We start from the raw sequence: 13,009 nt of genomic DNA, 5'->3' as shown, positions 1-13,009 counted from the left end.
CGATGAAACGCCTCAGCGGATTATTCCTTCTGGCGGCGGCTATCGTCCTGCTGCCGATCCTGTTTCCAGATAACTATTTCGTCACCGTGGTCGGCGTCACCGCCGGCCTCAACGCCATTCTCGCGGTCAGCCTCAACCTGTTGATGGGCTATGCCGGGCAGATCTCTCTGGGCCATGCCGCCTTCTTCGGCCTCGGTGCCTACAGCTCGGCCATTTTGACCGCCCGCTACGACTGGAATCCCTGGCCCGCCCTGCTGCTCGGTCTCGCCTTCACCGGCGTCATCGCCTATGTCGTGGCGCGCCCGATCCTGCGCCTCAAGGGCCACTACCTGGCCATGGCCACCCTCGGACTGGGCATCATCGTGCACATCTTCATCGTCCAGCTGGGCTGGCTCACCGGCGGCCCCGACGGCCTCGGCGGCATACCCACCCTGTCATTATTCGGCTGGGCCGTGGACAGCGACCAGCGTTGGTATATCGTCATCGGCACTCTGCTGGTGGTGGTGGTCTGGCTGGCCCTCAACATCATCGACTCGCGCAGCGGCCGCGCCCTGCGCGCCCTGCACGGCTCCGAGGTGGCTGCCGAGATGATGGGCATCAACACCGCCGCCACCAAGACCGGAGTGTTCGTTCTCGCCGCCCTGATCGCCGCGGTCGCCGGCAGCGTGTTCGCCCACCAGCAAGCCTTCGTGAGCCCCGACTCGTTCAGCTTCTTCTTCTCCATCGAGCTGGTCACTATGGTGGTGCTCGGCGGCATGGCCTCCACCTACGGCGCCGTGCTCGGCGCCCTCATCCTCACTTTCCTGCCCGAGCTGCTGGTAGTGTTCGAGGATTACGAGGTGATGATCTTCGGCGGCATTCTCATGGGCATGATGATCTTCCTGCCCCAGGGGCTGTTCGTCGGCCTGGGGGATCTACTGCGCAAACTCCGGCGTCAGGCAACACCCACCCCGCGCAAGCCGGCCCCGCAGGAGCCGGCCTCGCACAAGCCCACCCCACAGAAGCCGGCCCCGCAGAAGGAGGAGAAGCGTCATGGCGTTGCTTGAGGTACAGGACCTGACCATCTCCTTTGGCGGTGTGACCGCCATTGCCGACCTCCATTTCCAGGTGCCGGAGAGCCAGGTCTACGCGGTCATCGGTCCCAACGGGGCGGGCAAGACCACCCTGTTCAACATGCTCTCGGGCATCTACCTCCCCAACGAGGGGAACATCCGCTTCCAGGGCCAGGAGATCGTCGGTCGGCTGCCCCATCAGGTGGCCAAAATGGGCATCTCCCGCACCTTCCAGAACCTGCAGATGTTCTTCAACATGAGCGTGCTGGACAATGTCAAGGTGGGCTGCCACCTGCGCACCCGCAGCCGCCTCTGGAGCGCCGCCCTGCGCCTGCCCAATATCCTCCGCGAGGAGCGCCAGGCCCAGGAATGGGCGCGCGAGGCGCTGGTGTTCTGCGGCCTGGAACAGTACATCCACCAGCCCGCCGACTCGCTCCCCTACGGGGTGCTCAAGCGGGTGGAGATCGCCCGCGCCCTGGCCGCGCGGCCCAAGCTGCTGCTGATGGACGAGCCGGCCGCCGGGCTCAACGACACCGAGACGGTGGAGATGCGCGAGCTGATCCGGCGCATCAGCCAAACCGGGGTCAGCGTGCTGCTGGTGGAGCACAACATGGGGCTGGTGATGCAGGTCTCCGACCGCATCCTGGTGATCGACTATGGCAGCCGGCTGGCCGAGGGCCTGCCGGCGGAGATACAGAACAACCCGAAGGTGATCGAGGCCTATCTGGGGGGAGAGGTGCAGTATGCCGTCTGAGGCCCTGTTACAGGTGGAGGGACTGACCTCCCATTACGGACCCATCCAGGCCCTGCACGGGATCTCCCTGGAGGTGCACCCCGGGGAGCTGGTGGCCATGGTGGGCGCCAACGGCGCCGGCAAGACCACCCTGCTACACACCATCTCCAATGTGCACAAGGCGAGCGGCGGCCGGGTGGTCTTCGATGGCCGCGAGATCACCCGCAGCGCGCCGCACAAGATCGTCCGCTCCGGCATCTGCCATATCCCCGAGGGGCGCCAGGTGTTCGCGCCGCTGAGCGTGGAGGACAACCTGCTGCTGGGCGGCTTCACCCAGCGCCAGGACAAGGCCTGGATGGCCGAGGAGATGGCGCGCATCTACGCCCTGTTCCCGATCCTCCAGGAGAAGCGCCGCCAGGCGGCAGGCACCCTGTCGGGCGGCCAGCAGCAGATGCTGGCGATGGGCCGGGCGCTGCTCGGTCGGCCCAAGCTGCTACTGCTGGACGAGCCCTCCATGGGGCTGGCGCCGTTGCTGGTGGCGGAGATCTTCCGCGTGGTGCGTGAGCTCAACGAGCAGGGCGTCACCATCCTGCTGGTGGAGCAGAATGCCAAGGCGGCGCTGGGCATCGCCGATCGCGGCTACGTGCTGGAGACCGGCCGGGTGGTGCTCACTGCCGACGCCGACACCCTGCTGGCCGACGAGGCGGTGCAGAAGGCCTATCTGGGGCATTGATAGCACTTGGACCGGCGCCGGGCCGATGTTCGCGGCGGGGGCGCCGCTCCTACTCAGGCACCGCCGTATGCTGCCGGGACAGGACCATTACTAATCGAAATAACCGAGGTTGAAGACGCTATGTATGTGGAACAGATCATGACCCGCGAGGTGGATACCGTGACGGCGGATATGAAGCTCAGTCATGCGGCCCAGGTGATGCGCGACAAGGGCCGGCGTTACCTGCCGGTGGTGGATGACAACAACCACCTGATCGGCCTGTTCAGCCAGAAGGAGCTGGACCGGGCCGGACCCTCGGCCATCACCACCCTGTCGGTGGGCGAGGTCAACTATCTCACCTCCAAGGTCACCGTCGGCGAGCTGATGGTGCGCCAGGTGATCACCTGCACCCCCGACACCCTGGTGGAGGAGGCCGGCCAGCTGATCCGCGACCGCAAGATCGGCAACCTGCCGGTGATCGCCGACGGCGAGCTGGTGGGGGTGGTCAGCGAGACCGACATCCTCGACTTCTTCCTCGACATCATGGGCTGCGGCCTGGACAACACCACCCGCATCGCCGTCAGCCTGCCCAACAAGGCACGCGCCCTCGGCGGCCTGCTTCACCAGATCAACGACGCCGGCGGCTATATCGCCACCGTCGTCTCGCCGGTCTCCCAGATCGGTAGCCCCCAGCGTGTCGCCATCGTGCGCTACATCGCCGATGAACCGGAGGCGCTGGACAAGCACCTGCAGGAGATCGGCTACGAGCTGATCACCGAGGTCCTGCCGAAAAAAGCCTAGGCGCCTGTCGGGTTTGACCGACCGTAGCGAGGGAAAGCCGATTTGAGCCAGATTTTTCGATTTTTCGATTTTTCGAGGCGAATAGTGGACCTATTTAACGAGAAAGATCGGAAAATCTGGCCAAATTCGGCTTTTCCGCAGTAGGTCAGTGTTAAATCCGACAGGCTCCTAGGACTGCCCTTTACCCACAAATACCGATGAACACACGTGTAGGATGGGTGGAGGCGCGGCACCCTTGTTGAAGGCTATTCGCGGCGGTCAGGCGCGCCGTAACCCATCTTCAGATGCGGTTGCAGGTGCACGATGGGTTGCGCGCGGAAGGCGGAGCCGGCGGAGAGTTCACGGAGGCGCTCCACCCATCCTACGCCTGGATACAACAGTACGACCCGCTTACGGGTAAGGGGCAGGGCTGGGAGTCTGTCCGCCTGGTAACTACTCACGGGGTGATTATCCTGCCTTGCGGACTGAGGCATCCATCATGACGCAAGTATTGCGGGCTGCTAGAATGCAGCCACGCCAATTCCGCCCGTGACCGAGAAACCGTGACCAGCAACCCTTTTCAACGACAACTCAAGTCCATTCTGGACGGATTTCGCAAGGAACCTCCCAGTCGCACGCCGTCGCTGGTCGCCACCCTGTTCGGTGATGTGGTGGAGTCCCATGACCGGGAGATCTGGCTCGGCAGCATCACCGCCCTGCTGGAACCCCTCGGCGTCAACGAACGGCTGGTGCGCACCGCCGTCTACCGGCTGGCCAAGGATGACTTTGTCGCGAGCAGCAAGATCGGGCGGCGCAGCTATTATCGCCTCACCGAGAGTGCCCGGGCGAAGGTCAGCGGCTACGACGAGCTGATCTACTACCCCTCCAACAAACAGTGGAATGGCGACTGGATCCTGGTTTTCACCGGCACCCAGGGGATCAATGCCAAGCAGCGCGCACGGCTGCGCAAGGAGCTGACCTGGCTCGGTTACGGCATTATCGCGCCCAATGTCTATGGCCATCCGACCGCAGCCATCACCCAGACCCAGGCGATCCTCGCCCAAGTCGGGGTCACCAACCAGGTGGTGGTGCTGCGGGCGAGCAATTATGACCCCATGTACGGACTCGGTACCAAGGGCATGGTGCGTCAGTGTTTCAAGCTGGGCGAGCTGGAAAAGCAGTACGGCGCCTTCATCAAGCATTACCGGTCGCTGGCCAAGGCGATGCAGAATGCCCGGCATGTGGAGCAGGAAGATCCGGAGCACTGCTTCATGCTGCGCCTCATGCTGATCCATCACTACCGCCGCATCCTGCTGAAGGACCCCAAGCTACCGGCCGAACTGCTACCGGACAACTGGCTGGGGCAACAGGCGCAGGATCTGTGCGCCGCCATCTATCGCCCCCTGGAGGCGCGCTCCGAACAGCATATTCTGAAGTTATGTGAAAACCAGGCCGGTCCGTTTCGTCCGATCTCGCCCCGCTTCAGTCAGCGCTTTGCGGCCTGGGCCTGAGAGGCACTCGGTACTTCACTGTCCGACAGATAGAAACAAGCAAAAATGGCTCGTCCGCAGAACTTGTGGATACGGAGAAAAGGCATTTTCTCTCGCCAAAAACGCCAAGAGTGCAAAGACCGCAGGAATCGGAATTTAAACGAAGGAATCAGTTTTTCTTGGCGTTCTTGGCGTCTTGGCGAGAGCAAAAAACCGCTCTGGAAAAAGCCGACCTGGAAACAGGCATCCCTCAAGCGGCATTCAAAGCAGCCGATCAGCCGACGGCGTTTCCGGTAATGACTGCTGCTCAAAGAAGCCCTCGGTATGCATCAGTGCCTCTTTGGCACCCAGCTCCCTGGCGGCGGCGATGCAGGCCTCCACGAACTCGGGGCTACCGGCGGCATAGACGCTGTGCCGGGAGAGATCGGGGAACATCTCCGGCAGGATGGCCGGGATCCGCCCCAGCGGCGCTTCGCCCTGCTCCCGGGTCAGGGTACGCACGAATTTGAAGTTGCGGTGTTTCGCCTGCCACAGGAGGAGTCGGCCGGTGTCGTAGAGATCGTCGCTGGTCGGCGCCGAGAACAGCACCGTTACCGGTTGCCGGTAGCCGCGGCTCAGGGCCGCCTCGGCCAGGGCCATGATCGGCGCCAGCCCGGTACCGGCCGCCAGGCAGAGCACCGGGGTCTCGGCCGCCGGATCACCGATGAAGGTGCCGTAGGGGCCCGACAGCTTGATCCGGTCGCCCACCTTAAGGTTGGCATGCACCCAGTTGCTGATGCCGCCGCCCTCGACCCGGGCGATCTGCAGGCTGATCTCGCCATCCGGACGTGAGGCGTTGGCGATGGAGTAGGCACGCGGTGGAATCTGATTGTCGGGATGGTTCACCAGCACGTACTGGCCCGGCCAGTAGCGTAGCGGCTTGCCCACCGGCCGCAACCGCAGTTCAATGATACGATGGGTGCGCACCAGCCGCTCCACCACCACGAAGGAGACGTTCTCCCGCGGTGGAAACAGCTTCGGTTGCGCATCTTCGGTGCCCCATTCGATCTCCAGCAGATCCGACAGCGGCTTGGCCATGCACATCAGACCGAAGCCCTGATCCCGCTCCTCCGGGGCCAGCGCCATGTCCAGCACCATGCCCTGGTCGAACTCGCCCTGCCGGACCTTGATCTTGCATTCGCCGCAGGCCCCGGCACGACAGTTGTTGGGCAGGGCATAGCCCGCCTTTTCCAGCGCGGCCAGGACGGTCTCCCCCTGCTGGCACTCCACCTCGTGACCGGATGGATATAATCGGATTTTTTTCATCAGTTAATACCAGACCATGGGTAAAGCCGCTCCCGGCCATCCGGCTTGTCGCCGCAGGGGCAGGCCCCTGTGCCTGCCCTGTTCCAACGAAGCACCACCATCCGGGCAACCACGGGGGGTTGCTCCTACGCCAATCCCTGGACAAAACCGGGAGGCGAGTCACCCCCGGTTACCTGGAATTTCTCAGAATATCGGAATGATCTCGTCCAGATCAATATCCAGCACTTCCTGACCGGTAATGCCCACCTCGGGGATGGCGGGGAACGGGATGTCGTAGCGATCCAGCACCCCCTTCAGGTTGAGCATCGCCCTGCGCCAGTTCTCCAACTTCTCCTCGACCGCGGGTATACCGAAACCGGCGTTGCGCGCGATCGCCTCCGCCTCACGCTGCACGGCAATGAAATCCTCGGGCAGATCCCAGAACTCCATCGGCGGCTCATACAGCACCGCCGACAGAAACAGGTAGCCAGCGCGGATCTGCTTGGTGATGACCGACTTGTTCTCCTCCGGCAGGCTCGGATAGTCGCGTTCCATCAATGCCATGCAGATGGCCATGTGGCGACCCTCGTCGCGACCGATATTGCGGAACGCCTCCTGGAACACCTCCTCCTCACAGCTCTTCGCCATCTGGTGGAAGATGGTGGCGGCGGCGATCTCGCCCATCAGGAAGGAGCTGAACAGCACCGCCAGGCTGTACTTGGGGACCGCCTGCTTGTAGCCGTTCCAGTAACGCCCGCCGTTGAAATAGAGCCACTTGGCGTTGCGCTGCAGTTTGCGGCCCAGTTCGGTCTTGGGGGTGTAGGTCATGGCATCGGGGTGATCCAGCAGCTTGGTGATGGCGAGGCCGCACATCTGCTCATGGTTCTGTTCGTCCCGGGTGACCGAGAAGAAGCAGCGGCGCACCGGATCCTCTTCATGGTCCTCGTAGGTCTTGATCATGGCCTCGGCAAACACCGGTGGCGCGGAGGCGTCGAACACCGAGAGCAGGGTCCACCAGTAGGCGATCGACTCACGCTCTTCCCAGCTGTACTGGTCCGGATCAAAGGTATCCCAGGGCAGTTTTTCCGGGTCCCAATACTCGCGCTGGGCGGCCTCCCACACCTCCTGCATCTTGCTGGTCTCGCGCACCCAGCTCAGGGGATAGATATTGGGCTGGGGGGTCTCCGGGGGGAACTCCATCTTGTCTGCAAACCGCTCTCTCTCACTCATCGTTCTCGCTCCTCGACTCTTTGTAGCCACACCGCCCAGGGCCGTGTGGATAGACAAACCGCATGCGCCGCGTTGCGGCATGGGAGAAACATAGCAAGCATTTTTAAACGATACAATATTTTTTATATTTATTTTATTTTCGTATCATTAAAAATCTCGCTGCCACCCCCCGGGTTATCGTCGCGTCCCTGCGACGGAGCGACAGGCTCCTAGGCGGCCGGCCGCTTGGCCACCAGCGTCAACACGTCATAGGTGGCCACCAGTTCGCCGTGCCGGTTACGCACCTGGCAGTCCCAGCGCACCTCGCCATAATTCTCGTTCACCCGCGGCACCTTCTGTTTGCAGGTAAAGGTCACCTGGATGGCGTCTCCGGGATTCAGTGGCGTCAGGAAGCGCAGGTGCTCCAGGCCGTAATTGGCCAGCACCGGACCCGGTGCCGGATCGACGAACAGGCCGGCGGCCGCCGAAACGATAAAGTAGCCGTGCGCCACCCGCCCCTCGAAGAACGGATTGGCCCTGGCCGCCGCCTCATCCATGTGGGCATAGAAGCGGTCGCCGCTGAACTCGGCGAAATGCTCGATGTCCTCCAGGGTCACGACGCGCTGTTCGGTAACGATCCCCTCACCGATCTGCAGTTCTTCAAGGGTCTTGCGGAAGGGATGTACCGGGTCCTCGATGCGCCGGGCGCCCGGGATCCATTTGTCGCTCACGGCGGTGAGCATGCTGGGCGATCCCTGCAGCGCGACACACTGCATATAGTGTAGTACACCCCGAATGCCGCCCAGCTCCTGGCCGCCGCCGGCCCGGCCCGGCCCGCCATGGATCAGATAGGGCAGCGGTGAACCGTGGCCCGTGGACTCTTTGGCGCAGTCGCGGTTGTTGATCAGCAGCCGGCCGTGCCAGGCCCCCAGGCCCATTACCATCGCCCGGGCGAAGGCCTCGTCGTAGGTGAAGATGGAGCTGACCAGGCTGCCCTGGCCCATCCCGGCTAGCTGAATGGCTTCCTCCACCCCCTCGTAGGGAACCACCGTGCTGACCGGACCGAACGCCTCGACATCGTGCACCTCACGGTGCTGCAGCGGCTGATCGCAATAGAGCAGCACCGGCTTCATGAAGGCACCAGCACCGGGGACCGTCTCGTCCGGATCGCCATAGACGATTTCGCAGGAGCGGGCCAGCTCGGCAATCCGCTCGCGTACCTCGGCACACTGGTCTTTGCTGGCCAGGGCGCCCATGGTCACCCCCTCCCGGTCGGGATCCCCCACCACCATCCGACCGAGACGCGCCGCCAGCGCATCGATCACAAAGGGCGCCAGGTGGCGCGGTACCAGGGCGCGACGAATAGCCGTGCACTTCTGGCCGCACTTGACCGTCATCTCCCGCAGCACCTCCTTGACGTAGAGATCAAACTCCTCGCTTCCCGGCTCGGCATCGGGACCGAGAATGGAGGCGTTGAGTGAATCCGCTTCCATGGTGAAGCGCACCGAATTGTTGAGAATGGCCGGGTGCCGGCGCAGCATCAGGCCGGTGGAGGCGGAACCGGTGAAGGTGACCGCGTCCTGGCAGGTGACGTGATCCAGCAGGTCGCCGACGCTGCCGCAGATCAGCTGCAACGAGCCCTCCGGCAGAATGCCGGATTCGATCATGTGGCGCACCATCAGCTCGGTCAGGTAGGCGGTCTGGCTGGCCGGCTTGATGATGCAGGGAACACCGGCGATGAAACTGGGCGCCAGCTTCTCCAGCATGCCCCAGCAGGGGAAATTGAAGGCGTTGATGTGGATCGCCACCCCCTCCAGCGGCAGATAAATATGCTGGCCGACAAAGCTGCCCCTGCGCGACAGCATCTCGGGCTGCCCATCTATATAGACATGGCCGTTGGGTAGCTCGCGCCGCCCCTTGCTGGAGTAGGCGAACAGGGTGCCGATGCCGCCCTCGATATCGATCCAGGAGTCGGAACGGGTGGCGCCGGTGTGCCGGGAGAGGGCATAAAACTCCTCTTTGCGCTGCTGCAGGTAGAGCCCCAGCTCCTTCAGCATGTAGGCCCGTTCATGGAAGGTCAGCGCGCGCAACGCCAGGCCACCCACCTCATGGCCGTAACGCAGCATGGCGGCAAAATCGAGACCCCGGCTGTTGATCTCGGCCACCGGCTCTCCGGTCACCGCGCTGTTCAGCAGAGTCCCCTGTCCCTCGCCCTCGATCCAGGCACCGCGGGCATAACTCTTCAATCGCATCTCTCGCTCCTCCGGCCCGCCAGGGCCTGTGTTCACGCTCAATAAATATGGACTGTTGGGACGCCCCGAATACTCCCCGAGGGAAAAGCGGCTATGCTCATTGATGCATTCGGGCTGATGCATGTGGTCCCGCCATAGACAGCTGTGGCTGATAGTAGCCCGCAATCTAATGCGATACAATATTTTTACTTTTGTATTATTTTTTGTGGTATTTTAAAATCGAGTTGTGATACAACAGCATGCAGGTCTGAAAGCGCATCCCGGTAACCAGGGATTCCGCCAGGGGTGGCTGACGACAACCCGATAAAACATGCGGATGTGTCGCCCTAACCAGCGCAAACGAGGAGACGAGATGACGGCCTACAGGGACATCCTGGTGGACCCGCCACGCAACGGCGTCCAGTTGATTCGGTTGAACCGCCCCGAGGCGCACAATGCGCTGCGCAGCGCACTGCTGGGTGAACTCGCCGACGCCCTGGCGGCAGCGACGGCGGATGAGCAAATCCGCGTGGTGCTGCTCAGCGGTTCAGACAAGGTGTTCGCCGCCGGCGCCGACATCAAGGAGATGGCGGCGCTGGACGCGGTTGGACTGTGGAAGGATCGGCGCCCGCAGTACTGGCAGGCGATCCGCGGCTTTCCCAAGCCGCTCATCGCCGCGGTCAACGGCTTCTGCCTGGGCGGCGGCCTGGAGCTGGCGATGCACGCCGACTGCATCATCGCCGGCGAGGATGCCCGCTTCGGCCAACCCGAAATCAACCTGGGAATCATTCCCGGCGCCGGCGGCACCCAGCGGCTGGTGCGTTCGGTCGGCAAGTCCCTGGCCATGAAGCTGATCCTCAGCGGCGAGTTCATCGGCACGCGCGAGGCCCTGGCCGCCGGCCTGGTGGCCGAGGTGACCCAGCCCGAGCTGACCCTGAAACGGGCCACCGCCCTGGCGGAGACCATGGCGGAGAAATCCCCCATCGCACTGCGCCTGGCGAAAGAAGCCATTCTGGCCAGCTTTGAAACCCCCTTGAGCCAGGGCCTGGAACTGGAACGCAAGGCGTTCCTGTTCCTGGCCGCCAGCGCGGACCGCCGGGAGGGTATCGAGGCCTTCCTGGAGAAGCGCCCACCCCAATTCAAAGGTCAATAAAAGAGAGCCCCATGAGTTACGACACCATTCAATTCCAGGTACAGGACGGCGTCGCCACCCTGACCCTGAACCGGCCGGAGAGCCTGAACAGTTTCAACACCACGATGCACGGCGAGATCCGCGACGCCCTCAAGCAGGTGCGACAGGACGGCTCCATCCGCTGCCTGCTGCTTACCGGCGCCGGACGCGGCTTCTGCGCCGGCCAGGACCTCAACGACCGGGCGGTGGCACCGGGCGAGGCGATGCCCGACCTGAGCCTCTCCATCAAACAGAACTACAACCCGCTGGTACGCAGCCTCATGACCCTGGACAAGCCGGTGATCTGCGCGGTCAACGGGGTCGCCGCCGGGGCCGGTGCCAACATCGCCCTGGCCTGCGATATCGTGCTGGCGGCCCGCTCCGCCAGCTTCATCCAGGGCTTCTCCAAGATCGGCCTGATTCCCGACTCGGGCGGCACCTGGACCCTGCCCCGGCTGGTGGGCCGTGCCCGCGCCATGGGCATGGCCATGCTCAGCGGCAAGCTGTCGGCCGAACAGGCGGCCGACTGGGGACTGATCTGGCAGGTGGTGGATGACGACCGGCTGCTGGAGGAGGCGCGCAGCCTGGCCACTCACCTGGCCACCCAGCCCACCAAGGGGCTGGCCCTGACCAAGCGGGCCATCAACGCGGCCGGCGGCAACAGCCTGGAGCAGCAGCTGGAGCTGGAGTGCGACCTGCAGTACATCGCCGGCTGCAGCCACGACTACCGGGAAGGGGTCGCCGCCTTCATCGCCAAGCGCCCAGCGGAATTCAAGGGGGAATAGGCTAATGGTCGCACTCACCACGAAACAGACAGTCGCCGTCATCGGCGCAGGCACCATGGGCGCCGGCATCGCCCAGATCGCCGCTGCCGCGGGCCACCCCACCCTGCTGTTCGACGCCAACCCGGAGGCGATCGGACGCGGCATCGGCCAGATCGACGCGGGGCTGAGGAAGCAGGTCGCCCGGGGGCGGATGAGCGAGGCCGAGCGCACGACGCTGCTGGCCAACATCACCGCCGCCACCCGCCTGGACGAACTGAGCGAGGCGGCGCTGGTGATCGAGGCGATCCTGGAGGACCTGGAGGTGAAGCGGCAGCTGTTCGCCGAGCTGGAATCGCTGTGCGGCGAACAGACCATCCTCGCCACCAACACCTCCTCCCTGTCGGTGACCGCCATCGCCGCCAGGCTGGCGCGCCCCGGCAACCTGGTGGGCATGCACTTCTTCAACCCCGCCCCGGTGATGAAGCTGGTGGAGGTGGTCTCCGGCGTCACCACCAGCCCGGCCGTGGCGCAGACCGTGTTCGACACCGCCGCCGGCTGGGGCAAGCACCCGGTCTACGCCAAGTCCACCCCCGGTTTCATCGTCAACCGGGTGGCCCGCCCCTTCTATGCCGAGGGCATGCGCCTGCTGGAAGAAGGGGCGGCCGATGTCGCCACCCTGGACGCCATCATGCGCGAGGCAGGCGGCTTCCGCATGGGACCGTTCGAGCTCATGGACCTGATCGGCCACGACGTCAACTACGTCGTCACCAGCAGCGTCTACGCCGGCTTCTATTACGACCCGCGTTTCCTCCCCTCGCTGATCCAGAAGGAGTTGGTGGATGGCGGGCTGCATGGCCGCAAGAGCGGTCAGGGTTTCTACGACTACCGCGAGGGCGCCGCTATAGCCAGCGCCGTCGACGCCCCCGCTGCCCCGCCACCCGAGACCATCGAAATCACCGGCGAGCTGGGTATCGCCGAACCGCTGGTGGCGCTGTGGAAACAGGCCGGCATTCGCGTCAAGCGCACCGAGGGCAACGGCTGGATCCGCATCGGCCATACCCGCATCGCCCTCACCGACGGTCGCAGCGCCACCCGCCGGGGCGCCGCCGACCACCTGACAGACACCATCCTGTTTGACCTGGCCCTGGACTATGCCACCGCCACCCGCTTCGCCCTGTGTCCCGGGGACAACGCCACGCCCGAGGCGCTGCAGCAGGCGGTCGGACTGTTCCAGGCCCTGGGCAAGCCGGTCTCGGTGATCGCCGACATCCCCGGCATGGTGGTGATGCGTACCGTCTGTACCCTGGCCAACGAGGCTGCCGACACCGTGTTCCAGCAGGTGTGCGATGTGGCCGGCGCCGACACCGCCATGCAGAGCGGGGTCAACTACCCCCTCGGCCCGCTGGCCTGGGCCGAGCGCATCGGCCTGCCCCGGGTACTGACGGTGCTGGAGAACCTGCGGCAGGCCTACGGCCTGGATCGTTACCGCATCTCCCAGCTGCTGCGCCGCAAGGTCGAGGGCGGTACCCGTTTCTACGCCTGAAGCCAACCCGCCCCGATTTTTATCCAGATAGAGATGCAGA

The 13,009-nt window shown here is 64.1% G+C and carries 11 protein-coding genes; 8 read left to right on the top strand and 3 right to left on the bottom strand.

Features of this window, described 5'->3' with window-relative positions; translation table 11 throughout:
* Window positions 1-2 precede the first annotated feature (2 nt).
* The 5 genes from NPX02_RS07050 to paaX all read left to right on the top strand — a co-directional run bounded on the left by NPX02_RS07050 (window position 3) and on the right by paaX (window position 4,788).
* Window positions 3-1,046, top strand: a complete 1,044-nt coding sequence (locus NPX02_RS07050; RefSeq protein ID WP_260292762.1) for a branched-chain amino acid ABC transporter permease — start codon at window positions 3-5, stop codon at window positions 1,044-1,046.
* Window positions 1,033-1,806 carry an ABC transporter ATP-binding protein gene (locus tag NPX02_RS07045; RefSeq protein WP_260292761.1) on the top strand — a complete coding sequence of 258 codons (774 nt, stop codon included), beginning with the start codon at window positions 1,033-1,035 and terminating at the stop codon, window positions 1,804-1,806. The genes NPX02_RS07050 and NPX02_RS07045 overlap by 14 nt, the downstream gene beginning before the upstream one ends.
* Window positions 1,796-2,518, top strand: a complete 723-nt coding sequence (locus NPX02_RS07040) for an ABC transporter ATP-binding protein (protein ID WP_260292760.1) — start codon at window positions 1,796-1,798, stop codon at window positions 2,516-2,518. Before NPX02_RS07045 ends, NPX02_RS07040 begins: the two co-directional genes overlap by 11 nt.
* 120 nt (window positions 2,519-2,638) lie before the next feature.
* Window positions 2,639-3,298 (top strand): CBS domain-containing protein, encoded by a 660-nt coding sequence (locus NPX02_RS07035; protein ID WP_260292759.1) that lies wholly within the window; start codon window positions 2,639-2,641, stop codon window positions 3,296-3,298.
* A 542-nt stretch (window positions 3,299-3,840) separates the two neighbouring features.
* A complete protein-coding gene (paaX, locus tag NPX02_RS07030; RefSeq protein ID WP_260292758.1) occupies window positions 3,841-4,788 on the top strand; it encodes a phenylacetic acid degradation operon negative regulatory protein PaaX in 948 nt (315 codons plus the stop codon).
* Window positions 4,789-5,028: 240 nt separating this feature from the next.
* On the opposite strand, the gene NPX02_RS07025 is transcribed toward paaX, so the two are convergent.
* The 3 genes from NPX02_RS07025 to paaZ all read right to left on the bottom strand — a co-directional run bounded on the left by NPX02_RS07025 (window position 5,029) and on the right by paaZ (window position 9,512).
* The gene (locus NPX02_RS07025; protein ID WP_260292757.1) at window positions 5,029-6,072 is read right to left on the bottom strand and encodes a 2Fe-2S iron-sulfur cluster-binding protein; all 1,044 of its coding nucleotides are present in this window, start codon (window positions 6,070-6,072) and stop codon (window positions 5,029-5,031) included.
* A 183-nt stretch (window positions 6,073-6,255) separates the two neighbouring features.
* Complete coding sequence (locus NPX02_RS07020; protein ID WP_260292756.1) at window positions 6,256-7,281, bottom strand: ferritin family protein; 1,026 nt, start codon at window positions 7,279-7,281, stop codon at window positions 6,256-6,258.
* A gap of 209 nt (window positions 7,282-7,490) precedes the next feature.
* Window positions 7,491-9,512 (bottom strand): phenylacetic acid degradation bifunctional protein PaaZ, encoded by a 2,022-nt coding sequence (gene paaZ, locus NPX02_RS07015; RefSeq protein ID WP_260292755.1) that lies wholly within the window; start codon window positions 9,510-9,512, stop codon window positions 7,491-7,493.
* Window positions 9,513-9,864: 352 nt separating this feature from the next.
* On the opposite strand from paaZ, the gene NPX02_RS07010 reads away from it, so the two are divergent.
* From NPX02_RS07010 to paaH, 3 genes are read left to right on the top strand one after another with little or no spacing between them, the layout of a single operon-like run.
* The gene (locus NPX02_RS07010) at window positions 9,865-10,644 is read left to right on the top strand and encodes an enoyl-CoA hydratase-related protein (RefSeq protein WP_260292753.1); all 780 of its coding nucleotides are present in this window, start codon (window positions 9,865-9,867) and stop codon (window positions 10,642-10,644) included.
* Window positions 10,645-10,655: 11 nt separating this feature from the next.
* Window positions 10,656-11,447, top strand: a complete 792-nt coding sequence (paaG, locus tag NPX02_RS07005; RefSeq protein ID WP_260292752.1) for a 2-(1,2-epoxy-1,2-dihydrophenyl)acetyl-CoA isomerase PaaG — start codon at window positions 10,656-10,658, stop codon at window positions 11,445-11,447.
* Between the two features lie 4 nt (window positions 11,448-11,451).
* On the top strand, window positions 11,452-12,969 hold the full coding sequence (paaH, locus tag NPX02_RS07000; RefSeq protein ID WP_260292751.1) for a 3-hydroxyacyl-CoA dehydrogenase PaaH: 1,518 nt from the start codon (window positions 11,452-11,454) through the stop codon (window positions 12,967-12,969).
* Window positions 12,970-13,009: the final 40 nt, after the last annotated feature.

The organism is Sedimenticola hydrogenitrophicus, assembly GCF_025175675.1.
Lineage (GTDB): Bacteria > Pseudomonadota > Gammaproteobacteria > Chromatiales > Chromatiaceae > Sedimenticola > Sedimenticola hydrogenitrophicus.
The sequence above is the reverse complement of the archived record's forward strand: the minus strand, read 5'-3'. Positions and strand labels throughout refer to the sequence as shown.